This is a genomic window from Alkalibacterium kapii (assembly GCF_007988865.1).
Lineage (GTDB): Bacteria > Bacillota > Bacilli > Lactobacillales > Carnobacteriaceae_A > Alkalibacterium > Alkalibacterium kapii.
In genome coordinates this window covers 1-24,799 of record NZ_BJUY01000013.1, presented here as the reverse complement: position 1 = coordinate 24,799, position 24,799 = coordinate 1, and the positions used below count along the sequence as shown (strand labels likewise).

Below are 24,799 nucleotides of genomic sequence, written 5' to 3'. Positions count from 1 at the left end.
GTTGACGCGGTTACCACTCTCTGCTGCGATATTTTACACAACGTCAAGTATACCAGTATTGTTTCAAGGAGTCAAGGAAAGAATAATTTTGTATTTTTATAAAAAGTACCTTCTGGATCCAATTCAGCTTATTGGTTCCAGAAGGTACAAGTTAAATAATCAAGAGAGTTTCAGCTCCAATGCTTAGAATCTAAGCAATGCAGCTATTCCAGTATCAGAAGGCATGCTGGCTTTTTCCAGTACATACACTTTTCCGTTGGCTTTCAATACATTATGAACTAACTGATTAACATAAATGTTCATTTCAGTCCCTTCATGGTATTGACCATTTTCATCGATACGTCCACGTACTTGGTAATGGTTTTCCAACAGCAATGTGTCGATTTTGCCCTGGATACTTGCCATAGCCAGATCATTATACTGTGCATCCAATTTGTATTCAGGAGTAGTTTCTTCATAGCGTTTTACCAGTGAATGATAGCGTCTGTTTACGATCTCATCAACAACTTCACTCGTTTTATCCTGTATTTCCTGATTTGAGAGTTGAGCAGGCGACGCTTCAACTTTTGTTTCATCCAGAAATTCATTTTTGGATATTTTTTCGAAGTCAGCGATATTTTCCGGCAAAGCAAATAAAACAAGTGGTAATTCTGTCGGTTTGGAGAAATTATCATAAATATACTTATCAACGACTCTGAAGTAATTTATCTGATCGATTTCCACTTCACCGCTTTTTTCATTATGCCCATGGAACATCCCCTGGCCGGCTCCATCGCCATAGCTACCTACGTTCAGTTTTCCGCCAGTAAGTTCATCGCCTAAGGCTTCAGTCAAGGTTGTAGGTGCATCATCTGGCAACTCGACTTCCTGAACTTTACTTCCACGACCATTAAATAGTCTGAATTTATCATGATTCAAGCAAAGCAAGTGGTAGTAGCTAATATACTGGAAGTTCGTTATCAGCGGTAGTATATACGGCTGATCAGAAACAACTGTTCCAGTACTGATCGGAACACTCAATCTGTAGAAATATACATTCTGGGGAGTAATATAAATGACGACACTTTCTGTCATTTTTCTCCAAAAATCAGTATTCTCTCTTAATCCATCGACTTTTTCAAGCAATGATTCACAAAACTTTTCGTCATACTTCTCGCAAAGTTTTTCTTTGGCTTCTTTTAATAAATTTTGAAATTGTATCTGATTTGCTTCTGTTTCAAAAGAGTTGGATTCTGAATTCAGTGATATTGAAACGACAACCTCTTTTTCCTCTAAAAGTTCATCAGTTGGAAACGTAAACAGTTCTTTCATGTGCTTCACCTTCCATTCATTATTTCTTCTAAAACACCAGTCTTACCGATACTGGCTTCAGAAGAGTTCTATACTTACATCATATCGAACTTAATAAAAATTGTCTAAAGATACGCTAAATATGAGCAGTTTAAATGGTGAGATGACGTTTATTTTTCAATCTGGATCAATCGTTTTTATGATTTTAGCAGGTACTCCGCCGACGACAACATTGTCAGGGAAAGAGTCTTTCACAACAGCACCGGCTGCGACAACGACATTATCCCCTAACGTTACTCCGCCAACGATCGTAGCGTCAGCACCTACCCAGCAGTTATCGCCGATCGTTATCGGTCTTCCAAATTCATATCCTGAATTACGTGCTGCTGCTTCTAGTGGGTGTTCCGGTGTAACTAAACTCACTCCTGGTCCAATCATTACATTTTTTCCTATTTTAATAGGACAGACATCTAAAAAAACACAATTGAAATTTGCATAGAAATTTTCGCCGACATGTATATTGAACCCGTAGTCCACTCTAATAGTGGGCTCGATCTTGATGTTCTCCCCGGTGCTTCCAAATAATTTTTTAATTATATCCATTCTTTTCTGATCACTCTCAACTTGATTGAAACGGTGTGCTTTTAGACGTGCTGATCTTCTTTTAATTACCAGTTCTTCATCTTCAGGTCTGTACAGTTCACCTGCAATCATTTTTTCGATCTCACTTTTCATCTGTTCTCCTCCTTGTGGTAAAGCTCAAGTAATGCTTTATATGCAGGAAGAAGTGTGACTAAAGTTTCCTTGAAAAAGCTTTCTTGACTTTCGCAGGTTTGTAGGTGCTCACTGTCAGGAGTCATAATCCTCCCGATCATAAATTCACCTTTTTTGACAGCATTCACATGCTGCAATGTTGTACTTATGCTGTAGTCATCAGCTTTTATTAGTGCTATCTTTGTATGGTCACGAGAAACATGATATTCTTCGCTCAATCCTGACCATAAAGAGGGGTTATCCAAAAGATATCTGGCCATTGTTTTCTCATGTCTGGGATTATCGATGATAGCAAGGAACATGAAAATATATTTTTCATTGATGCCTATCTGTATATGCGGATATTTTTTATACCCACGCTTATTCCCTCCGAATGCACTCCATGTTGATCCAGGTGGATTAACCGTCCGTCTTCTATGCTTTGCAATATGAAAACTCCCTGCATATCCAGTGTAGTCGTTGATACTTTCTAACAGTGTATCGCCAAAATACTGAAACACAGGCTGTATATTCTCTCTTATTGCTTTCATTCTTCCCTCTAAATCTTCAATATCAAAGATCTCAAAATCTTTATAATCAAAGCAAACCTTCATTTTATTCCTTCTTTCACTTTCTTAATATTAAAATCAATCGATAAGTGAAATAAATTCCAGCACTGTCTCTGCGGATTTCTTTCCTACTCTTTCGATAAATTCATCAAACGAATAAGAAGCTTCTGCATCCGAGACGTCCGATACAGCACGAATAACCACAAAGGGAGTATCAAATTGATAGCATGTCTGAGCCACGGCAGCGCCTTCCATTTCAGTTACTAAAGCATTTTCGAAATTTTTTCGAATCTCTCTAACCTTGCCTGCATCACTTATAAATGAATCTCCTGTAACAATAAGGCCTTCTTTAATCGTCCAACTTTTCTTTACAGCTGCCTGTTTAAACTTTTCAACTAATCCAGGATCAGATAAGTAGGTCACCGGCATCTGAGGTATTTGTCCATAAACGTAACCAAAAGCACGTGCATCCGCATCATTATAGGAAAGTTCATTTGAAATGACTAAATCTTCAACTGACAGATCCACTCCGATGCCGCCTGCAGAACCTGTATTGATTACAGCTTCGACTTTATAGCTTTCAATGAGTAATGTTGTCGCTATAGCTGCATTCACCTTCCCTATCCCTGACTGTACCAGAACGATATGTGCTTTACCTATATCTCCTTCATAAAACTGCTGATTAGCTTTTGTAGAACTTTTCAAATACTGCAGCCGATCAATAATTGTCTGTGCTTCTTGTTCCATAGCAGCAATAATACCTATTCTCATTCTAAAACTTCCTTTACATTATATGAAAAAAACATAAAATAAAACAATCAGCAATAGTAAAGCAACGATGATTATAGCAAGTGTCAATTGTTTTTCAACACGTCTATATTTACTCATTTCATTTGACCTTTTTTTAGCTGTCCGCCCGGTTTTATTTAATTTTTTTTCATTTTTTTTATCTGCTTTTCTCTTTTTCCTTTCAAGATTTCTTCTTTCTTTTTCCATCCTGTTTTCTTCCTGTTTTTTCTTGACTCTAGATGACATACTTATTCCCCTAGCTTTATATCTAACTTCTTCATTTTCCAGTAAAATAATGCAAAAACTGTTTTTGAATCTCTGAGTAATCCTTTATGGTAAAGGTCCCAGGCCTGCTCATAAGATGCGGTAATCAACTCTAGATTCTCATCTTCATCCTGACTCAGCGGATCTTCTGCAAGGTATAAGTCAGTCGCTTCATAAATTTCTAAAAATTCATCTGTAAAACCTGGAGTACTGTAAAAAGAAGTGACAAACGACCACTTTTTTGCTTTATAGCCTGTCTCTTCTTCTAATTCGCGCTTGGCTGTTTCCATCCCATCCTTGTCCGTTTTATCTTGTAGTCCTGCTGGGATTTCAATACTTATCTGATCGATGGCTTTACGGTACTGTTTAACTAATATAAGTTCTCCATCCTTAGTAAAAGGTAAAACCGCTGCTGCGCTGTCGTGACGCACTATTTCTCTTTTGGCCTGTTTTCCATCAGGTAATTTAACGTCTTCGACGACATATTCAGTGATGTTCCCTTTATAAATCGATGTACTCTTGATTGTCTCTTCGTAAAAAAGCATGATGTCATCTCCTTTAAATGTATTTTTATCATAACCCATTTAATCAAATAATTCATCCTATATAAAATCCATCTTAGGTCTTATATAACAATCAGGGTATTTTGTGATATTATAAATGCAGAAGATAATTATCTATTGACTGAAATGGAGGATTAAATTATGAAACGCTCAAATACTCGTTTGAATCTCATTTACGCACTCATTTTGTTTATTATCATGTTCATCTTTTTATTACTGGTAGGTTTTGAAATTAATATTCTGGTCTCCTTTTTATTAAGCATCGGAATAGGTATAGTCATGCTTAATGTTATGACTAATAAGACTGCAGTCCAGACTGATCAGAGACTCCCGCGGCTGTCTAAAGAGAAGGAAGCCTTTTATTTATCGAAAGGTCTATCAAAAGAAGATATCAGTTATTTCCGTCGTACAATGTCTCAGGCACACCAGCAAATCATTACTATAGATGAAAATATGAATCAGTCCGGAAAGTTAAAAGCCATTGAACATCGTAACAATACGGTTTCTTTAGCTAAAGAGTTATTCAAAAACATTACTAATGAACCCGACCGCCTTCATGATGTCGATAAATTTCTCTATGTTCATCTACCGTCACTGGCGGATCTGTCAAAAAAATATGTGGAAATAGAAAGTCATAAAGCTAAGAGCAAGACCACTTATGACATACTTCAAAAATCTGCCGATACAATCGATAAGATGTGTGAACAGATTGCTGAAGACTACGTCAGATTTAAAGAAGATGATATCGAGGATATGTCAGTCGAAATTGAGTCCGCTAAACAATCATTCAGTAAAGACAATACAACCAGCCACTCATTTGATGATACGATTTAAATAATAACTGACCAGCAAACAAATTTACAAGAGGTGTATAGTATGTCAGCCAATCAAAATGAAAATTTAGAAAATAATCGTTCGTCGGAAATAGATCACTTATTGTCCGATCCCTTCGGTACGAATGAAATGGATCCAAAAGCAAACAAATCAATTGTCACTAAATCTTCCAAATCAAAAAAAATCATTGATACGTTAAGTGAACAGCGTAAAGAACAGGCTTATGATTTGGCGAAACAGATCGATACGACAGACACAGATTCATTATTGAATTATGGCGCTCAAGCTCAAAAGAAATTAGGCGAATTTTCACATAGCGTGCTTAATCATGTTCAAAATCAGGAAACCAATCACATTGGTGAGACGTTGAATGATTTAATGTTTCGACTGAATGAAGCAGACCCTAATGAACTTAAAGCTGAAAATCAGAATATTTTCAAAAAGTTTTTCAGAAAAATCAATCGATCGATTTACGAAACCACAGCCAAATATCAGAAAATCGGTGCTCAAGTTGATAAAATAGCAGTGAAATTAGATAAGGAACGCGAACTCCTTTTAAAAGATAATGAAATGCTTGAAGAGTTATATGATAAAAACTACGAGTACTTTGAAGCTTTAAACGTTTACATTGCTGCCGGTGAAGTTAAAATGGAACAATTACAGAACGAAAGTATCCCTAAAGCAATCGAACAAGCCGAAACCAGCAACAATCAGATGGAAGTTCAAAAGGTGAATGATTTGAATCAGTTTTTGAGTCGACTCGATAAACGAGTCTATGACTTGAAAACCGCCCGTCAAATGACTATTCAACAAGCACCTCAGATCAGACTTATTCAAAATACAAACCAGGCTTTATCTGAAAAAATTCAGACGTCGATCAATACTGCCATTCCTTTGTGGAAAAACCAAATCGTTGTCGCTTTGACACTCCTTCGTCAAAAAGAAGCAGTGACAGCTCAAAGGCAAGTCTCTGAAACAACCAACGACTTGCTGAAGAAGAATTCTGAAATGCTTAAACAGTCTTCTATTGAGACAGCAAGAGAGAATGAGCGAAGTATCATTGATATAGAGACTCTTGAAAAAACGCAATCTGATTTGATCGAAACACTTGAAGAAACTTTAAATATACAAAAAGATGGCCGTTCTAAACGTAAAGAAGCCGAAGTACAGCTTACTCAATTAGAAAGCAGCCTGCGCAATCAGCTGCTTAAATTGACTGAGTCCAATGATTAAATCGACTGATTTGTGTAAGAAGCAAATTATTTGAATAAAATGTGGCAATATCCTATACTTGAAAAGTAAGATAATCAAGAAAAAGGAGAGGTTAATATGTTAGGATTTATATGGTCACTTATCATTGGAGGAATTATCGGGGCGATCGGTCAGGCAATAGTAGGCACGGATGTACCAGGCGGTATTATTGGTAATATAATCATTGGTTTTATCGGTGCTTGGGCAGGACAATTCCTATTCTCATGGGGGCCTCAACTAGCTGACTTTTATGTTATTCCAGCTATTATCGGAGCAATCATCGTCGTCTTCCTTTATGGTTTGATTGCAAGTCGTTTATAAAATAATTATAAAAAAAACTTCCTCGAACGAGGAAGTTTTTTATTTTACTCTTTATTTTTTGTTTAATACTTCTGGATAGTGTTCTTCACAGATATCGTAGCAGCGTTGACATAAAAATTCATCTTCAGAAAGTTTAATACCTTCTTCAGTTGTTATGCGACAACGTGTACATACCTCTCCAGGCATTTTTTCAACAAGAATCGAGACATCTTCAAAGTCTAAAATACGTTCATTCTCAGGTTTAGCTTCCAAATCTTTTATATTTACCTCAGAAGCAATCAATATTTGTCTGATATCACTATTCAAATCAGTCAATAGTTCTTTAATGGTTTCAGAGGCATAAATCGTTGTTTTGGCTTCGAAGTCTTTTCCAATGATCTTGTTTTCCCGAGCCACTTCGTTTGCCTTCAGTACTTTATCCCGAAGAGACATAAACTGACGCCACTGATTCATCAATTTCTCTGAATTTTCGTAATCTTTTACTTGTGGGAATTCAGACAACTGAACATAATTTTCCTCTTCTTCCAGATAGTTCCATATTTCTTCAGCTGTATGTGGAAGGATTGGAGTCAATAGTTTAGTCAATTCTGTTGTTATATGATAAAAGACCGTCTGCATCGCACGTCTATCGTAAGAATCCGGTGCATCGATATAAAGAACATCTTTGGCAAAGTTAGCATAAAAATTTGAAACGTCTAGCGTCAAGAAGTGATTGATCTCTTTGAATATATCCGAGAAGTTATAACGTTCATAACCGTCAGTCACATGCTCAACCGTCATATTCAGTTTATTCATTAAATACTGATCAACAGGTCTCAAGTCATCATATGCAATACCATTTTCTCTGATATTAAAGTCTTCAGTGTTTTGAATGAGAAAACGGATCGTATTTCTTATTTTTCTGTATACTTCTGATACTTGCTGCAGGATTTCCATACTTACCCTTACATCCGCTTGTGTGTCAACACTAGACACCCATAGACGGATAAGATCGGCACCCATCTGTTTGATCACTTTATTCGGATCAATAACATTTCCGATAGATTTACTCATTTTCTTCCCTTTTCCATCCAGAACCATCCCTTGTGACAGCACTGACTTATAAGGGGGAACTCCATTTATCGCTACAGACGTTGTCAAACTTGAATTGAACCAGCCTCTATACTGATCAGATCCCTCTAGATACATATCAGCAGGGAATTCAAGATTTTCTCTTTGACGCAGCACTGCCTGATGGGAAGAACCTGAATCGAACCAGACATCCATAATGTCCGTTTCCTTTTCAAAATGACCATTGGGACTTGCTTCGTGCTTGAATCCTTCTGGTAATAAATCTTTTGCTTCTCTTTCAAACCAGACATTGGAACCATACTCAGCAAACAGTTTGGCAACATGTTCAGTTGTCTCTGGTGTAATGATCGATTCGCCATTTTCTGCATAAAAAATAGGCAATGGAACCCCCCAGGCACGCTGTCTTGATATGACCCAGTCCCCACGATCTCGAACCATGTTATAGATGCGCTGCATCCCCCAAGGCTGGAGCCAGTCCACATCTTTTATAGAATCCAGGATATCTTGTCTGAAGTCTTTGATAGAAGCAAACCACTGAGGTGTTGCCCTGAAGATAACAGGTTTTTTAGTTCTCCAATCATGCGGATAACTATGCGTAAAGAAATCCAGTTTCAGTAGTGCATTATTCTCCTCCAACCATTCTGTAATGGTTTTATTTGCTTTATCATAAAACACACCCTCAAGACCAGGGGCTTCATCGGTAAAACATCCTTTACTGTCTACTGGAGATATAACTGGCAAATCATATTTCTGACAAACGATGTAATCATCTTCACCGTGGCCAGGTGCCGTGTGGACTAAACCTGTCCCGTCTTCCAGTGTGACATGGTCGCCAACAATGAGCAAGGAGTCCCGGTCATAAAATGGATGCTTGGCCTTTATTCCTTCCAATTCTTTACCTGAAACTTCTTTTATCAGTCTTATATTGTGCCATTCTAGTGTTTCTGCTACTTTATCCACTAGATCTACAGCAACAACAAATTTTCTTCCATCTACCTCATACACGCCATACTCAGCATCTGGCTTCACGGTAATAGCCAAGTTAGCTGGCAACGTCCATGGTGTCGTCGTCCAAATCACAAAAGAGGTTCCCTCTTCTAGCACCGAGTTTCCTTCTCTTACGTCGAAAGCGACATAGATATTTGGAGAACGAACATCATGGTATTCTATTTCAGCTTCAGCTAGTGCGGATTCACTTGACGGGGACCAGTAGATGGGTTTCAAGCCTCTGTATATATAACCTTTTTCAGCCATTTTTCCAAATACACGAATTTGTTCTGATTCATATTGTTTATTCAAAGTAACATAAGGATTATCCCATTCACCCGAAATACCTAATCGTTTAAAGTCATCGCGCTGTTTGTTTATTTGCTTCCAGGCATAATCTACACACAGTTTTCTGAACTCTGCAATCGACATTGATTTTCTGTCTACACCGGTATTAGTCAGAGCCTGTTCGATAGGAAGTCCGTGTGTATCCCATCCGGGCACATAGGGTGCGCGATAACCAGACATCGACTTATATCTTACAATGATATCTTTTGATATTTTATTTAATGCATGCCCGATGTGAATATTCCCATTAGCATAAGGAGGGCCATCGTGTAATATGAAAGCCGGTTTATCCTTGTTAAGTTCCTGTCTTTTAGTATAAATCTCTTGTTCGTTCCATTCTTTTTGTCTCTCTATTTCTTTATTTGGTAAATTTGCCCTCATTGGGAATTTGGTTTTCAGCAAATTCAATGTTTCTTTCATTTCCATATTATCACCCTTGATTTTTTATTTTAATAAAAAAAGACTCCATCCTGAAAGGACGAAATCTTCGTGGTACCACCTTAATTTAAAAAGTTTAAATACTTTTTCTTGATCCTTTAACGCAGGAATACGCAAATAACTACTCTATTCATCATATGTTTATTTTGAGTGATCGATCAAAGTTTCCGCCTGTCAAATTCTCAGCATTATTTGACTCTCTGTTAAGTTTTCACTTTAAAAGCTATCTCAAAAATTTTGTTGTTTATTTAAATTAATATTAATTTGCTGCAGGAGATATACTTTCTTCAAATGACTCATTAGCTGATATGTCTGTCATCTCACTGTCTATTTTTTCTGTTTCTTCATTTTTTTCATCTAATTCTTTTTTTACTTCTTTGATAGTCTCTATTTCAGCTTCATCCGAAAGCGGCGGCTGTAATATATCGTCCCATTCTTCTTTTTTTACTAACTCCAATTGAGATTCTATCATTAATTGAAGCCTTTGTCTAAATATTCTGCTTTGTTTTCTAAGTTCCTCTGTTTCCTGTTCGATCTTACGTGCTTTGTTTACTGCATTTTTCAATAACTCATCTGCATTGTTTTCAGCTTCATGGATGAGATTGGATGCATTTGTAGTTGCTTCTTTTGTGATCATTTCAGCTTCTTTTTCGGCATTCAGCTTCAATCTGTCTGCTGCTTCTTGAGCCACGAGGATCGATTTGTTTAAAGAATCATGCATCTGATCATAATTAGCTAGTTTTTCTTCAGACATGTCCAATTTTTTTTCAGTTTCTTTTTTCTGTTTTAAAAGCATTTCATAATCTTTAATGATCTGGTCAAGATAATCATTGACCTGATCCTGATCATAGCCTCTCATTTTAACAGGAAATTCTTTATTATGTATATCCATTGGTGTTAAAGCCATGGACAACACCTCCATATTTTATTAGTCTTTTTTATCTATTTCGATCCAAGATCCCCAACTTCAATCTGATTTTCTCTTTTTTTGTTTTCCCTTCCATCGCATTTATTCTTATGCGTCCATATTTCCTTATAGAAACAATATCATGGATGCCTAAAACGATATCCGGACGCATGACGTCAACCCAGTTTATTTTCACATTGTTCGATGAAATAAGTTCTTTGGATTTTTGTCTGGAAAAGTTGAATACACTGGCTAATACCACATCGAGTCGCAAAGAAGAAACAATGAGCGTCTGCTCATCCCAAGTATCTTTAGGTAAAAGGATATCTGTATAAGGAATTTCTTCAAGTTTGACAGTGATATTTCCGATTTTAGATAATGAAGAATATAGATACTCCATAATAGTCTGATCGATAAAGAACTGCCAGTCTTCTCCATCTGTTATAATGTCACCGATCATTTCACGCTTAAGGCCTGAACCCAAAAGAGAACCCAATATTTTACCGTGTGATAATTCTGCAAACTTTTTAGGATATCGGATTTCAGCAGTTTTTATTTCAAAATCGTCTTGAGCAGGTTCAAAGTATGATGGAGAAAGAAACAGCCGTTTTCTTTCTGCTGCTTCATAACCACCAAATGACTCCCATTTAATATCGTTATGTCGTCCAATCATCGATTCTACAATATATTGTTCCCTAGGATTTAAAAAAGGAGTGAGATAAGGTGAATATTGAAATTCAACTTTATGAATCCAGTCAATCACTTTATCTATGAAAACTTTCTCTTCTTCTCTAAAATGTTGATAAATCTCTTCCATTTAATCATCATCCAATTTAAATTAATAGATTAAAAACAAGTTGAAATACGGCTGTAACACCATACTCAATAAATCTCAAAGCGAAAAAGGCTACGATTCCTGCTAAACTGATCATACCGATCGGCGGAACAAACTGTCGAAAAATCCCAACATAAGGTTCGCAGATGCGAATAAGGAATTGCCCAAGCTTAGACTGGTACCCTCCCGGCATCCAGGACAATAGAAAATAAACGACCAGCGCTATTCTATAAAGGTCAATACCTTGCATCACCAATCTGTGTAGTGTTATTAAAATTTGTGCTGACATAGTATGAATTGGAACCCCATTCTAATTAAAAATCATTATTTTTTAGTGACTGCAGTTCTGAGCCATCGATTTCAAATGACTGAGGTGTGCAGATAAATATTTCTTCGCCTAGTCGTTCGATATCTCCTTTAACGGCATAGGTTGCCCCCATTAGAAAATCGAGCATTTTTTTCGCCTGATTTTTTTCCATCCTCCTGAAGTTGAGGATCACAGATTGATTATTTAATAATATATCTGCAATAGACTGAACGTCTGAGTATAAGCGTGGTTCAACCACCTTTATTTTAGGTTTTTTTATAGCCTGCTGCTGATTGATTGCCACGATATTTTGATTTAAACTTTTATGATTCATTTTTCTGTTTTCTACTGCTAAAGGTTTCGGTGATTTCTCTCTTTCTTTTTGGACCATATTTTCAGTGCTTTCAGTACTTTCATATTCAAAATCATCATCCGAGTCATTTAGAGAAAAATAATTATTGAATTTATCTTTTAAACTCATCTATATTCATCCTTTCCAATGAATTATTTACGTCTTCTTCTAAAGAAAGGCGGTGTGTCGATTTCATCATCAGCTTTGTTTTCTGATGAATCTTCTCGTTCGAAAAGATTTTTAGTTGAGTCTGTTTTGTTTTTATTTTTTTCGTCTAAATCGGCATTATGTCTATCTCTCAGATTCGGTTCTTTTCTAATATCCCAGTTACCGAATGGATCCTTTTCTTTGTTTACCGTTGAAGTCTGGTTAGCGCTTTTCTGTTTAGTCTGTTTGGACTGGGATCCTCGTTTTTCAGGGTCTATTCCCGTTGCTATAACTGTAACAACGACCTCATCCCCTAATTCTTCATTTACCGATGTACCGAAAATGATATTCACTTCATTAGTTGCTGCAGCTGAGACGATATCTGAAGCGTCCTGCGCTTCAAATAGTGTCAAATCAGAACCACCTGTAATATTGAGCAGAACATTTTCAGCTCCATCCAGAGATACCTCAAGAAGTGGAGAAGAAATCGCTTTTTTAGTTGCTTCTGCAGTTCTGTTTTCGCCCGTAGCTGTACCGATCCCCATTAAGGCTGATCCCTGATTTTCCATGACAGTCTTCACGTCAGCAAAGTCCAGATTGACATACCCAGGATTTGTGATCAGATCAGATATCCCCTGTACCCCTTGACGCAAGACATTGTCTGCTTCTCTAAAAGCTTCCATCATTGGTGTCTTTTTATCAACGATTTCAAGGAGACGGTTATTTGAAATAGTTACCAGTGTATCCACATGTTCACGCATGGAAGCGATTCCTTCGGCAGCAAAGCGTCCTTTTTTCGGCCCTTCAAATGTAAACGGTCGAGTGATCACGCCCACTGTCAATGCACCTTGTTCTTTGGCAATTCTTGCAACGATTCCGGCAGCACCTGTCCCTGTTCCGCCACCCATTCCAGCAGTTACGAAAACCATATCTGCGCCACTTAAAGCTTCAGCGATAGCTTCTTCACTTTCTTCAGCAGATTTCTTCCCCACTTCAGGATTGGCACCTGCACCCAGTCCACGCGTCAGCTTAGGTCCGAGCTGTATTTTAGTTTCAGCACTCATCATATCTAAAGCCTGCAGGTCTGTATTGGCTACAATAAATTCCACACCTTCAACGCCATCTTCGATCATGCGATTGACAGCATTACCACCTGCTCCACCTACACCAATTACTTTTAACTTTGCTCCATTTGCAGCAAAAGAGTCAAATTCTAGATCCATATTGTTTATCCTCCTGTAGAAAATTAATTACTAATCAAAAAAATGCTTCAAGAATTTTTTGAATTTATCCATAAATGTTTCGCTTTTATCTTGGGTATCCTTGTATTGTTGAACAGATAACTCTGATGTACCGTTTTCCTGCGCTTTCATCATTTTTTTGGGTGGTTCTTTCTCGTTGAACAGCGCATAATGATTCATCATCTCATGAAGATCGTCCATGCTTGATTTATAATAGACTAGTGAGATTCCGTTCGTAAACGATGGGTAGCGCACCCCCATAAAATCAGGGACATATTTTTTGACATTGACTTCAAATATGTCTTCAGCCAGTTCTTCTATTAATGGAATAGCTGATGTTCCACCTGTCAGTATAACGCCGCCCGGAAGTTCTAAAGCACCTATTTCATCAAGCTCTGCTTTGACTTGCTCAAAAATTTGTGCCGCTCTTGCTTCAATGATTTCAGCTATATATGATTCTTTTACTTGAGACTTTTGGTCCTGTCCCACCACATCTATAGAAATAGACTGGCTGTTGTTTAAATCATTTTCGTCAACAAACGCATAGCCCACTTCTCTTTTAATTTTTTCTGCATTTTTCAAAGATGTATTCAAAACGACCGATATGTCTTTAGTAATGTTATATCCGCCTTCTTTGATCATTTTAGAGAATTTGACTTGCTGGTCATGAACAGCAGAAACCGTCGTTTGTCCGCCTCCCATATCAATCTGTATCGTGCCAAAACGTCTCTCATCCTCTGACATTATCAGTTCAGACATCGCTTTAGGCTGGAAAAGTAAATCATCGATGACATAGCCTGCATTGTTGATACTTTTTTTGATATTGTGCAGCACAGTTTTTGAAATAGTCAATACCGTGCCATAACATTCTATCTGATCACCAACCATTTTTCTCGGGTCTTTGATTCCATCAAATCCGTCTATTATAAATTCTTCGATCATTATGGAAAGTAGCGTCTGATCTGAAGAAACTTTTTTTTCACGGATCTGTTTCACCATAGTATGGATGACTTCATCATTAATTTCCTGATTAGTGCTTGAAACGTTGACATTAACGTGAAAGGGTTCGATTTCAATATTTACGGCAGGTACGCCTATGATCAGTGAATCGATGGAAATACCTGCTTTTTCTTCTGCCTGATTGACAGCTTTTTTGATTGATTGAGCCGTTTCATCTATATCAACGATTAATCCCTTACTTATACCGTCTGTTCGTTCGCTTCCAACTCCAATAACATTCATCTGATTATTTATAACTTCAGAAACAATGACTTTAATTGAAGTGGTTCCAATATCCAAGCTTGTATACACACCATTTTTCAATTTATTGAAACCTCCTATCTTCAATACTTATTCGTCTTCTAGATAATTTAAATTTTTTTATTATTAAAGTTATTACTCCAATTCATTTTACCATAAAATGAGTCTTATAATGAAGTGTGTTTACTGATTTATCAGTTTTTTTCGATTACTTTTATGTAACAGCCCATAATAAATGATACATAACAGATAGCAAGAACCTTATAATGGGCTATTCTTTCTGTCTATTCATTATTTTTTTCTTCATTTTCTTCTTCATCAGAAAATGGCTTGAAATACGCACCGGCTTCTAAATCAAACAATCCTTTTCTTTTATCCACTGCTCCCTTCATTTCTTGATAATAATTGAGCCGCTCAGAAAAGTCAGGCACAGTGACCAGAACCTCGTTGCCATCATTCATGAAGATATAAATGAGTCTTTTCCCTGGTTTATTTTTCATGTACTCTATCTCTGAAATCTGATCTTTGACTTTCTTATCCACCTGTTTATATTCTTCAAGAAACTGTTCTAGAACTCTTCCTTTTTTAAAATCATGAAGTATTGGATATTCGGCGTCCATGTTGGCTGTAGACGCAGTCAAAATATCCCCGTTTTCCAATATCTTTTTATACTTATCTTCTTCAGTCAGATAAGCAACTGTTTCGTACTCTTCAACAGCTAAGGTGTAATCTTGCAATCCAGATAATGACAATTCAACATTTTTTATTTGAGGATCAGAATTCATAACCTGTTCTTCTATTTCGCTTTTGTCAAAATAATATTCCCAAATCGACTCCCCGGATTTCAACCCACTGGAATCGAGAATTTTCTGATCATAAACTTCATTTGCCCCGGTTACATAGATGTTCTCCACAAGCCGGTAAGGACTGATAAAATAAACCGAGATGAGCAATATCAAAGTAAATAAGGTGACAAGCAGACCCCATTTTAAAAATCTATTTTTATTGTTTTTTAAATATATCACAGAAGACTCAGGACTTTTTTCAGTTTTTTTATATTCTTTCTTATTCTTCCCCATAGAACTATCTCCTAAAGTGACTCATTTTTTAATAGTTTCAAAATGATATTAATGATCAAATCTGATGCATTAGGTTTACCCAGTTCTTTAGATGCTTGGCTCATTTTAATTCTCTCAACCGCATTATTCATTAGAAAATCTATTTTATTCATCAAAATATCCTCATTCAGCTCAGACTCTCTGATCATTAAAGCAGCATTTTTGTCGACAAGACTTTGAGCATTTTTAGTTTGATGATCTTCTGTAACATTTGGACTAGGTATCAGGATGCTCGGTATTCCAAGCGAAGTCAACTCTGCAAGAGTTGTTGCGCCACTGCGAGAGACCACCAAGGATACCGATGCAAAAACTTGAGGCAATTCATTGATATATGGAACGATCGCCAGATTATTATTCCTATCTTTATTCATAAGTTTATCTTTGTCAAACTTCTCTTTTATGGACGCATAATGTTGTTTCCCAGTGATAAATAGTGTCTGATAAGATTTTTCCATTAATTTATCACCCATTTTTAGAACGGCTTCATTAATCTTGAGAGCTCCACGACTCCCGCCAAATATAAGTACTGTAGGTTTTTTTGGGTTTAAATTATATTTTTTCAATACATCTGTTTCTTTATATCCTGACACCTCTTGCGCACGTGGATTACCTGTATATACGATTTTATGTTGATATTTCCCAAATTGTTCCCGTGCCTCTTCAAAGCATACAGCAATAGCTGAGACATATCTGGAAAGGAATTTATTGGTCAATCCTACAACACTGTTCTGTTCATGAATGATCGTAGGTACTTTCAATTTAGCAGCTGCATAGCATACAGGAGCGCTGACATACCCTCCTGTGCCAATAACGATGTCCGGCTGAAACTTTCTCACTATTGCCTTGGCTTTGAATACTGACGACAGAAAGAGTTTCACTGTGTTCAGATTATACAAGATACCTTTAATGCTCATGTCTCGCTTAAATCCTTCGACTTTCAGTGGTTCAAACGCATAGCCTTGATCTGGGACAATCGTACTTTCCAGACCACGATGTGTTCCTACATATAAAAATTCAGTTTCCCCATCAAGTTCTTTCATTCTGTTCATTAATGCAAGAGCAGGATAAATGTGTCCCCCGGTTCCGCCGCCTGTAACTAATATTTTCATCATGTATGCACCTGAGTGCTTCCCCCTTTTCAGATTGACTGACTTATCTTTCTGACTGTTTCAATAAAATCATTCCCACGTTCTTCAAAATTCGCATATTGATCCCAGCTGGCACAAGCTGGTGATAACACTATAACATCGCCTTCCTCACTGTTTTTAAAGGCTTCTCTTGCAGCATTTGAAACAGTATCTTTAATAATCACTGTGTCTACGTGTGCTTTATTGGCTGCTTCGGCTAACTGACTTTTTGTTTCACCAAAGGTCACTACTGCTTTAACGTGTTTTTCGAGTACTGGAATCAACTCTTCGTGTGATTCTTTTCTATCTAATCCACCGGCAATTAAAATTACTGGGCGGGAAAAGCTTTCAAGAGCATGTTTGGTTGCCAGAACATTTGTCGCTTTGGAGTCATTGTAAAATGTTCTGCCATTGACTGTATCTACAAGCTGCAAACGATGTTTTACCCCTTTAAAACGATTGAATGCTTGTTTGATATCTTCATTTGGGACCCCCTTTAGCTTTGCTACCGTGATAGCTGCCAAAGCATTCTCCAAATTATGTTCGCCAGGTATCAGTAAATCATCAACGGGCATAACCTCTTCGTCATTAAACATTATCCTATTGTTTTTAATGAATGTCCCGTAGCCCAGTGCTTTTTTTCTTGAAAAAGGGATAGATTCAGCTTTAGCTCCTTGAGCTATTAATTGAGTAAGTTCTTCCTGATCTCGGTTAAAGACAATATAATCGGTCTCTTTCTGATTTTTTGTAATAGCCATTTTGGCCTCGACATATTCTTTCCGGTTTTTATGATAATCTAAATGCGCCGAATATATATTAGTAATGACCGCAATCGATGGATGAAACTTATCAGTACCCATTAATTGAAAACTTGAAACTTCCATGATCAAGTCATCTTTTTTTGAACTTTCTTGTGCTACAAGACTTGCAGGCACTCCGATATTCCCCACTGCATAAGCCTTTCCCTCTGAACGATTTTGATTCAAAAGTGCTTCACACATCATCGTTGTAGTTGTTTTACCATTTGTTCCAGTAATTGCGATGACCGGACTTTCGGAGATCATATCTGCAAGTTCCACTTCAGTAATGATTTTTATTTTTTTACTCATTGCCTTTTTAATCAGCGGATTTGAGTACGGTATTCCCGGATTTTTCACTATGAAATCCAATGGCTTCTCTAAAATGTTCATAGGATGTCCACCAGAAATCACTTTTATTCCTTTATTCTTCAAGTCCTCTGCTTCTTTATTATCGCTCAAATCTTTGAAATCGTTGACCACTACTTTAGCTCCTAAACGAAAAAGCAGTAACGCGGTATTATATCCTGAAACCGCAAGACCTAGAACTAAAACATTTTTATCATTGAAGTATGTTGTGTTTTTCATCTAAAAATCCCTCTTTTTTAACTATCTTATGTAAGATTGTACAGTGAATTTAAAAAAACTGGAAGTAGAAAGACTACTGCCAGTTTTTAATTTTGTTATAAAATCAGCAATGTCACTATTGAAGCAGCTAGAGTAATAAGTGAAAAGACGATAACTATCTTCCACTCTCCCCACCCAACCATTTCAAAGTGATGATGGATCGGGCTCATTTTGAATAATCTCTTACCTGTTAACTTGAAAGATGAGACTTGAAGCATCACACTCGCTGTTTCTGCAACAAATATTATCCCTATCAGCAATAACGTCCACTCTTGGTTCAATATGATAGACACACCGGCTAGTCCTGCGCCTAATGCCAGCGAGCCAACATCTCCCATGAATATTTGAGCTGGTTTTTTGTTGAATAAGAAAAAGCCTGCCAATGCACCCAATATAGCACTGGTGAAAATAGCCACTTCATATTGATCTTGGACGACAGCTATCACTGTGTAACTAAAATAGGCAATAAAAGCAGTGGTTGTCAGCAATCCATCAAGTCCATCTGTCAAATTCGTGGCATTTGAAAATCCAACAAGCCAAAAGAGTACGAAAACAAGGTAGAATATACCTAAATTCAAACTGACCCCAAAAGGTAATGCGATGCTCTCTATACCTAGTATTTGTGATACCCCAAGATAAAAAAGTACCGCCGCTATAATTTGGCCTATCAATTTCTGTAAACTCGTCAATCCTAAGTTACGCTTCATCATGACCTTGATGTAATCATCAATAAAGCCTATGCTTCCGTATATTAGTAATATAAATGTTAACAACAAAACGAGGTTGCTTCTAACCGGATATATCCGGCCGAAAAGCACTGTTATGATGGACACAGCAATGAGGATGGCTATTCCACCCATTGTAGGTGTCCCTGATTTAACTTGATGCCAAGAAGGTCCTTCGCCTCTAGTCGTTTGTCCCAGTTGTCTCTTTCTAAAAATTTTAATAAATACCGGTGTTAAACCCGCAACGATCAATCCACTTAAAATAAAGGGATAAAGTAATTCTGTGATCTGCACTATTTTTTTCCTTTCATGAAACTATTTTATTCGTTTGCTGATAAAGATACTGTGATTTCTGTCTCACTCTCTATAAAAGAATTGACAGGTAAATTCTGGGAATCAACAAATCCTTCCCCTTCAAAAGAAACTTTGATCCCTGTCATTTCTGATAGTTTAAGAACATCACTCCTGGACCAGCCTGTTAAATCCGGAAGAGTCATCGCTCCATTTGTCATAAGTATGATTCTATCAGATTTATTTATTTCAGAGCCAGGGATGGGATATTGTTGAACAATCGTATTGCCTGTACCGATAATACTGACATTTTTTTCTTCAAGATTCTGATCATCGAGCACTGTTTGAGTGTTTTTTTGAATCATATTATCGATGTTTTCGTACTCTAAATCAAAGGCGGTTCCGGTATTCTCTAAAGAATAGTATTCAAGAGCCCTTTTCATTACCGGATTAAATATTTTTTGGACAACATGACTTCCATGTCCTACCCCGTTTAATTCAGGTTTTTGTACCGTAACATAAAATATAAGCTCTGGATCCTCAACTGGTCCCATTCCTACGATAGAATACACGTAATTGGAGCCGCCTTTCAAGTAACTTCCGTTGTCACCCACGATTTGGGCAGTTCCGGTTTTAGCTGCTATTTTAAAGCCCTCTATTGCATAGCCTCTAGCTGTACCCACATCACTGTATACTGTTTCAGTTAAATATTCAAGTGTTTGATCAGCTGATTCTTCAGATATCAAAGTAGCTGTTTCAACTGGCTCGAATATTTCTTCCTCATGAGTCTGATTATCACTGATTTTTTTCACTAAATGCGGTCCAACCATTTTTCCTTTGTTAGTTACAGCAGAAAAAGCTTGAAGCATCTGCACAGGAGTAACAGAGATTCCTTGGCCAAAAGAGGTATTCACTTTTTGAAGAACGCCGCCAAACGGGTTTGCCCCAGCATATTCATTGGGTAATGATATACCTGTTTTCTTCCCGAAACCATAACTGTCCAGATGTTTTTTCCATGTATCCAGACCCATTTTCTGTACCTGATGGACAAAGGCTACGTTACTGGAACGCGCAACACCTTCAAGATATGATATTTGTCCCCAGCCTTCAGGTTTAACGTCGTGGACCGTTCCTCCACCAACTTGGATCTTGCCGGACTGATAATAATCATTCGGTTTGAATGTACCTTCTTCTATTGCTGAGGCCAAAGTCATTACTTTAAACGTAGATCCCGGATCGAATGTGTACTCAGTCAGATAATTCTGCCATGTCTGATCTATTCCTTCTTTTGTCGTACCATTGAATGTCGGGCGCTGGGTGGTTGCAATGATTGCGCCTGACTTGGCATTCATCAAAGTAGCAGTCAGAACTTCCGGTTCGTGTTCTTTGTTGACTTCTTCTACGATGCTCTCCAGAAAAATCTGCAGGCGTCTATCCAGTGTCAAGTGTATATCCTTTCCATCAGCAGGTTGGACCTCTTTGATTTCCTGGTTAGGTATTACATACCCGAACCGGTCCCTTTGATATTCGATCCAGCCATCCTCGCCGCTTAAAATATCATCAAATTCTTTTTCCAACCCAAGCACACCTTCAAGTGTTTGCTCTTTTTGGTTTTCTGTGTCGTTTTGTGCCAGTCCAATAGTGTGTGAAGCAAACACACCATTGGGATAAAGTCGGCTTTTCTTCTCTTCAAATGTTATGCCTGTCAAGTTTTCTTTTTCAAGCTCTTCTTTAATTGCATTAACTGTTTCAAAAGTTAAATTTTTACCGGCAGTCCCAAATTCAACCTGACTATTGTCCTTCGTCAGTTTTTCGAGCAGCGCTTCTTCACTCATCGGTAAATGTCTGGTTAAAATTTTTGCAACTTTTTCTGGTTTTTGAACATGAATGGGCCGCTCAGATGTAGACCATTCATCTGTCAAGACAGCTATCATTTTATAAGTATTGGAGTCCATAGCAATTGGATTCCCAAAAGCATCATATATCGTTCCGCGATTCGCTTTCAGGATATTATTTCTTGTATAAAGACTGTGTACATTTGAATCTAAATTTTCCCCATTGACCTCACCTTTGACCATTATCCATGCTAAACGAGAAAAAATACCGAAAAATAACAAAAAACAAAAAATATACAGCACGATCGCTATATATCTTCTATTACGAAAAGGGTTTGCTCCTTTTATCTTTCTCTTTAGCTGTTTCATTTAAATACATTCCTAATTTGCTCTTCGTTCATTTTGAGTTCATTCTTCTTAGCAATAGAATACACACGATCATATCGTGATAATTCCTGAACATTCTGTTCGTAATTAGTATTTTCAACTTGCATTAGAGATGACTCTGTTTTGATATCCTGAATACTTCTATTCATTGTGGATACTTGCATAGATAATGTAATATGTCCTGCCGCCATAATAAAAAGCACAGATAAGAACAAACTGCTGACAATCATCTCAATACGAGTAAGTCCTTTTTTATATGTTTTTTCCGGTATGTCTTTATTCTGGTTATATTTTTGATCAGCATAGGGTTGTGGTTTATGTTGCGTTTCATCTATCAAAGGCCTTGCTAGATTATCATTCATCATTGTAATCGTCTCCTTTCTACAACTATATTTAATGTCTATTAATTTTCTCTCTGTTTTTCTGCAATTCGCAGTTTAGCACTTCGTGAGCGATTATTCTGGTTCAGTTCGTCTGCTTCTGGCAGTATAGGTTTTTTATTTATCATTTTTAATACAGGTTGTTTATCATCTGGTATAACCGGTAACCCGCGAGGCAAGTCAGGCAGTTCTGAATAACTTTTATATAGCTGTTTCACGATACGGTCTTCCAAGGAATGGAAAGTGATCACACTTATTCGGCCACCAACTTTCAACATGTCTACAGCCTGTTCAAGTGAATCCTCTAGTGCACCAAGTTCGTCATTAACTGCTATACGCAGAGCTTGAAAGATTCGTTTTGCAGGATGTCCGCCTTTTCTTCTAGCAGGTGCAGGGATTGCATCTTTTATAATATCTACTAAATCATGTGTTGTATCTATCGTTTGTTCGGCTCGCTTACTTTCAATCTTCCGTGCAATTTGTTTTGAAAATTTTTCTTCGCCGTAGCGGAAAAAAATACGGACCAGACTGCTGTAATCCCATTGATTGACAATATCATGTGCAGTAAGTTTTTGATTCTGGTTCATTCTCATATCTAATCGGGCATTTCTATGATAACTGAAACCTCGTTCTGTAACGTCTAGTTGTGGAGAAGAAACCCCTAAATCATAAAGTATACCGTCTATTTTAAATATATTTTCATCTTGAAGTGCTTTTTTTAAATTTCTAAAATTATCATGAATAAATACTAGTTTCCCGCTTTCATATTCATCCGATAACTCTTTGCGAGCATTCTGTATTGCGATCATATCTTGATCAAATGCATAAACACGCTCATCCGATCCAAGCTTGTCCAGCAAAAGTGCCGTATGGCCGGCACCGCCTAAGGTACAGTCTACATAAATACCGTCAGGCTTTATACTTAGCCCATCTACTGTTTCGTTTAATAATACTGTTTCATGTTCAAATTTCAACATTGTGGTACTCCTCTGCTCCTAAGGTATTTAAAAACCAAAGTCGATCATTTCCTCAGCGATTTCTTCAAAAGATTCATTTGCCTCTTCTGCAAATGATGTCCATCTTTCTTCACTCCAAATTTCTATTCGATCTGACACACCAATGATGTAGCATGTTTTTTTTAGCCCAGCATGCTTAATTAATGTGCTGGGTAGATTTATACGTCCTTGTTTATCAAAAGAACATTCAGTCGCTGCAGAATAAAGAAAGCGTGTAAACGCTCTCGTTTCTTTTTTTGCAAGTGGCAGCTGTTTTAATTTTTGTTCGAGCTGCTGCCACTCGTTTATAGGATATCCAAAGAGACAACCGTCCAGACCTCTAGTCACAATGAAGTTAGTTCCTAAGTCATCTCTAAATTTAGAAGGGACGATCAATCGTCCTTTAGTATCAATAGAGTGCTTATACTCGCCTAATAACAATATGATGTCCCTCCTTCCACTTATATGTTAAAGTCTACCACAATTCCCCACTTTCCACCACAAAATATAAGTTAAAAAATCTTGCTTTTATTTTTCAACATAAAAAAAACCAGCCGCTTATGGAAACGGCTAGGGAACAAGCGTTTATTAAATTTTCATGACTGAAACCTTCATAGATTTTTACAAATAAATGATCCATATTCCTGTTGCTATGTAAAAAATCAGACAAACGATAAAGACAATACGCCACCAGATTCTGATAAAGAAATATACGCTTAATTTTTTTTTAAAAAAGGTGAAATACGTCGATAATATTATACCCACAATTGAGATGACAATAAAAATATACGGAATAAGATTTATTGGTAAATACATCTGACTCATAATAAACAAAAGCATGAACATATACGGAATGATAAGATCAACTAATTTTACTGATATCCTCAGCCGTTTGAAGTAGCTACTGACCCATCTGGAAAAGAACAGAATAACGAAAGGGACTAAATAAAATCCGATCATCGGGAACAACTCTCTAATTGTGTACATGAACTCACTTCCATTTCTTGTAGATTTTCAGTATATTAACCAGGAATTATTATACCACAGAAAATATTAAAAAAGTGCTTATAGCATTCGCCATAAGCACTTTTTTAATAATTAATATCCAGACTGGATTACGCTTCTTTATTGATAACTTCTTTACCAGCGTAATGTCCACATGAAGGACAAACGTGATGATTACGTTTTACTTCTCCACAGTTTGGACAATCACTCATGTTTGGAAGATCCAATTTGATATGAGTACGTCTTTTTGCTTTTCTACTAGTAGATGTTCTTCTTTTAGGTACTGCCATTTTCCAACACACCTCCTTAAAAGGTTTCTGTTTCTACTTATCACTCGTTATTGTCTTTAATGAGATCTTCAAGAACTGCAAACCTGGGATCTCCGTTACCATCAGTTGAAAACATAGCATTGCTATGCTGATCTTCCGGCAAAACGACCCAATCTTTACCTTTAGGCATTTCATCTGACAAACGTTCTTCTGATGTGAAGATTTGACTTGGTTTGCTTGCCAATATCGCATCTTCAATCGGTTTTTTCAGATCTAATACTTCAGACTGTAATTGTTCGACCAATTCTTCTTCTCCAAATTGCTCTAGACTAGCTGAAGTATCAGCTGCCAGATATATTTCTGAAAAAGGTATAGTCATCTTCAATTCGACCGGCTCTAATGAGCGTGAAGAAGGTAAGGTGACAGTGACTTCAATCGTCATATCAACATAATAAACGGATTTTTCGTCCACTGTGAGTAACCCTTTTAAAGAAACCGGACTTGCCGCAATGATATCATCGTCTCTTTCTTTTAAAGACTTCTCTAAATCGACAGACCCGTCTAAAGTCAGCGAAGAATCTTGGTGTTTTTTCAATTCATTTAATGCCCATTTTATTTTCACAGACTTCACCTCAGTGCTTAACGTCTTTTATTAATTGAGCAACAAAAATAATTATACTAGTTTAAAAAGCTTATGTCAATCTATTTTTATATTT

Annotated in this window: 27 protein-coding genes; 3 read left to right on the top strand and 24 right to left on the bottom strand. The window is 37.1% G+C overall.

Annotated elements, in window-relative coordinates; all coding sequences use genetic code 11:
• Positions 1 to 183: 183 nt before the first annotated feature.
• From AKA01nite_RS05785 to AKA01nite_RS05760, 6 genes are all read right to left on the bottom strand, one after another.
• Positions 184 to 1,311 (bottom strand): baeRF6 domain-containing protein, encoded by a 1,128-nt coding sequence (locus AKA01nite_RS05785; protein ID WP_146924375.1) that lies wholly within the window; start codon positions 1,309 to 1,311, stop codon positions 184 to 186.
• 156 nt (positions 1,312 to 1,467) lie between these two features.
• On the bottom strand, positions 1,468 to 2,025 hold the full coding sequence (locus tag AKA01nite_RS05780) for a sugar O-acetyltransferase (protein WP_146924374.1): 558 nt from the start codon (positions 2,023 to 2,025) through the stop codon (positions 1,468 to 1,470).
• On the bottom strand, positions 2,022 to 2,657 hold the full coding sequence (locus AKA01nite_RS05775; RefSeq protein WP_146924373.1) for a DUF1054 family protein: 636 nt from the start codon (positions 2,655 to 2,657) through the stop codon (positions 2,022 to 2,024). Before AKA01nite_RS05775 ends, AKA01nite_RS05780 begins: the two co-directional genes overlap by 4 nt.
• Positions 2,658 to 2,690: 33 nt before the next feature.
• Positions 2,691 to 3,383: a 5'-methylthioadenosine/adenosylhomocysteine nucleosidase gene (locus tag AKA01nite_RS05770; protein WP_146924372.1), complete on the bottom strand. Its 693-nt coding sequence runs from the start codon at positions 3,381 to 3,383 to the stop codon at positions 2,691 to 2,693.
• Between the two features lie 18 nt (positions 3,384 to 3,401).
• The gene (locus AKA01nite_RS05765; protein WP_146924371.1) at positions 3,402 to 3,647 is read right to left on the bottom strand and encodes a hypothetical protein; all 246 of its coding nucleotides are present in this window, start codon (positions 3,645 to 3,647) and stop codon (positions 3,402 to 3,404) included.
• Between the two features lie 2 nt (positions 3,648 to 3,649).
• Positions 3,650 to 4,249, bottom strand: a complete 600-nt coding sequence (locus AKA01nite_RS05760) for an NUDIX hydrolase (protein ID WP_246117001.1) — start codon at positions 4,247 to 4,249, stop codon at positions 3,650 to 3,652.
• Positions 4,250 to 4,369: 120 nt separating this feature from the next.
• Here AKA01nite_RS05760 and AKA01nite_RS05755 point away from each other — a divergent pair, with 120 nt between their 5' ends.
• The 3 genes from AKA01nite_RS05755 to AKA01nite_RS05745 all read left to right on the top strand — a co-directional run bounded on the left by AKA01nite_RS05755 (position 4,370) and on the right by AKA01nite_RS05745 (position 6,634).
• Positions 4,370 to 5,062: a 5-bromo-4-chloroindolyl phosphate hydrolysis family protein gene (locus AKA01nite_RS05755; protein WP_146924370.1), complete on the top strand. Its 693-nt coding sequence runs from the start codon at positions 4,370 to 4,372 to the stop codon at positions 5,060 to 5,062.
• Positions 5,063 to 5,104: 42 nt separating this feature from the next.
• Positions 5,105 to 6,295 (top strand): toxic anion resistance protein, encoded by a 1,191-nt coding sequence (locus AKA01nite_RS05750; RefSeq protein WP_146924369.1) that lies wholly within the window; start codon positions 5,105 to 5,107, stop codon positions 6,293 to 6,295.
• Positions 6,296 to 6,391: 96 nt separating this feature from the next.
• Positions 6,392 to 6,634 (top strand): GlsB/YeaQ/YmgE family stress response membrane protein, encoded by a 243-nt coding sequence (locus AKA01nite_RS05745; protein WP_146924368.1) that lies wholly within the window; start codon positions 6,392 to 6,394, stop codon positions 6,632 to 6,634.
• Positions 6,635 to 6,685: 51 nt separating this feature from the next.
• Here AKA01nite_RS05745 and ileS read toward each other — a convergent pair whose 3' ends face one another.
• The 18 genes from ileS to AKA01nite_RS05655 all read right to left on the bottom strand — a co-directional run bounded on the left by ileS (position 6,686) and on the right by AKA01nite_RS05655 (position 24,705).
• The gene (ileS, locus tag AKA01nite_RS05740) at positions 6,686 to 9,466 is read right to left on the bottom strand and encodes an isoleucine--tRNA ligase (protein ID WP_146924367.1); all 2,781 of its coding nucleotides are present in this window, start codon (positions 9,464 to 9,466) and stop codon (positions 6,686 to 6,688) included.
• A 271-nt stretch (positions 9,467 to 9,737) separates the two neighbouring features.
• Entirely contained in the window at positions 9,738 to 10,385 is a 648-nt protein-coding gene (locus AKA01nite_RS05735; protein WP_146924366.1) for a DivIVA domain-containing protein, read from the bottom strand.
• Positions 10,386 to 10,416: 31 nt separating this feature from the next.
• Positions 10,417 to 11,202, bottom strand: a complete 786-nt coding sequence (locus AKA01nite_RS05730) for a YlmH family RNA-binding protein (protein WP_146924365.1) — start codon at positions 11,200 to 11,202, stop codon at positions 10,417 to 10,419.
• A 16-nt stretch (positions 11,203 to 11,218) separates the two neighbouring features.
• The gene (locus AKA01nite_RS05725) at positions 11,219 to 11,509 is read right to left on the bottom strand and encodes a YggT family protein (RefSeq protein ID WP_146924364.1); all 291 of its coding nucleotides are present in this window, start codon (positions 11,507 to 11,509) and stop codon (positions 11,219 to 11,221) included.
• A 25-nt stretch (positions 11,510 to 11,534) separates the two neighbouring features.
• Positions 11,535 to 12,008 carry a cell division protein SepF gene (locus AKA01nite_RS05720; RefSeq protein ID WP_146924363.1) on the bottom strand — a complete coding sequence of 158 codons (474 nt, stop codon included), beginning with the start codon at positions 12,006 to 12,008 and terminating at the stop codon, positions 11,535 to 11,537.
• 23 nt (positions 12,009 to 12,031) lie between these two features.
• On the bottom strand, positions 12,032 to 13,249 hold the full coding sequence (gene ftsZ, locus AKA01nite_RS05715; protein WP_146924362.1) for a cell division protein FtsZ: 1,218 nt from the start codon (positions 13,247 to 13,249) through the stop codon (positions 12,032 to 12,034).
• Between the two features lie 30 nt (positions 13,250 to 13,279).
• Positions 13,280 to 14,590 carry a cell division protein FtsA gene (gene ftsA / locus AKA01nite_RS05710; RefSeq protein WP_186805115.1) on the bottom strand — a complete coding sequence of 437 codons (1,311 nt, stop codon included), beginning with the start codon at positions 14,588 to 14,590 and terminating at the stop codon, positions 13,280 to 13,282.
• 221 nt (positions 14,591 to 14,811) lie between these two features.
• Positions 14,812 to 15,606 (bottom strand): cell division protein FtsQ/DivIB, encoded by a 795-nt coding sequence (locus tag AKA01nite_RS05705; RefSeq protein WP_146924360.1) that lies wholly within the window; start codon positions 15,604 to 15,606, stop codon positions 14,812 to 14,814.
• An 11-nt stretch (positions 15,607 to 15,617) separates the two neighbouring features.
• Complete coding sequence (gene murG / locus AKA01nite_RS05700; protein WP_146924359.1) at positions 15,618 to 16,754, bottom strand: undecaprenyldiphospho-muramoylpentapeptide beta-N-acetylglucosaminyltransferase; 1,137 nt, start codon at positions 16,752 to 16,754, stop codon at positions 15,618 to 15,620.
• A gap of 29 nt (positions 16,755 to 16,783) precedes the next feature.
• Positions 16,784 to 18,157, bottom strand: a complete 1,374-nt coding sequence (murD, locus tag AKA01nite_RS05695; RefSeq protein ID WP_146924358.1) for a UDP-N-acetylmuramoyl-L-alanine--D-glutamate ligase — start codon at positions 18,155 to 18,157, stop codon at positions 16,784 to 16,786.
• A gap of 95 nt (positions 18,158 to 18,252) precedes the next feature.
• Positions 18,253 to 19,215, bottom strand: coding sequence for a phospho-N-acetylmuramoyl-pentapeptide-transferase (gene mraY / locus AKA01nite_RS05690; RefSeq protein ID WP_146924357.1), 963 nt, complete (start codon positions 19,213 to 19,215; stop codon positions 18,253 to 18,255).
• 26 nt (positions 19,216 to 19,241) lie between these two features.
• Positions 19,242 to 21,416 (bottom strand): penicillin-binding transpeptidase domain-containing protein, encoded by a 2,175-nt coding sequence (locus tag AKA01nite_RS05685; RefSeq protein WP_146924356.1) that lies wholly within the window; start codon positions 21,414 to 21,416, stop codon positions 19,242 to 19,244.
• Positions 21,413 to 21,799 carry a cell division protein FtsL gene (ftsL, locus tag AKA01nite_RS05680; RefSeq protein ID WP_146924355.1) on the bottom strand — a complete coding sequence of 129 codons (387 nt, stop codon included), beginning with the start codon at positions 21,797 to 21,799 and terminating at the stop codon, positions 21,413 to 21,415. The genes AKA01nite_RS05685 and ftsL overlap by 4 nt, the downstream gene beginning before the upstream one ends.
• Positions 21,800 to 21,837: 38 nt before the next feature.
• On the bottom strand, positions 21,838 to 22,791 hold the full coding sequence (rsmH, locus tag AKA01nite_RS05675; protein WP_146924354.1) for a 16S rRNA (cytosine(1402)-N(4))-methyltransferase RsmH: 954 nt from the start codon (positions 22,789 to 22,791) through the stop codon (positions 21,838 to 21,840).
• Between the two features lie 27 nt (positions 22,792 to 22,818).
• A complete protein-coding gene (mraZ, locus tag AKA01nite_RS05670; RefSeq protein ID WP_146924353.1) occupies positions 22,819 to 23,250 on the bottom strand; it encodes a division/cell wall cluster transcriptional repressor MraZ in 432 nt (143 codons plus the stop codon).
• A 180-nt stretch (positions 23,251 to 23,430) separates the two neighbouring features.
• A complete protein-coding gene (locus AKA01nite_RS09470) occupies positions 23,431 to 23,769 on the bottom strand; it encodes a DUF3397 family protein (protein WP_371860864.1) in 339 nt (112 codons plus the stop codon).
• A gap of 155 nt (positions 23,770 to 23,924) precedes the next feature.
• Entirely contained in the window at positions 23,925 to 24,104 is a 180-nt protein-coding gene (gene rpmF, locus AKA01nite_RS05660) for a 50S ribosomal protein L32 (protein WP_091489072.1), read from the bottom strand.
• Positions 24,105 to 24,144: 40 nt separating this feature from the next.
• On the bottom strand, positions 24,145 to 24,705 hold the full coding sequence (locus AKA01nite_RS05655; protein WP_186805114.1) for a YceD family protein: 561 nt from the start codon (positions 24,703 to 24,705) through the stop codon (positions 24,145 to 24,147).
• Positions 24,706 to 24,799: the final 94 nt, after the last annotated feature.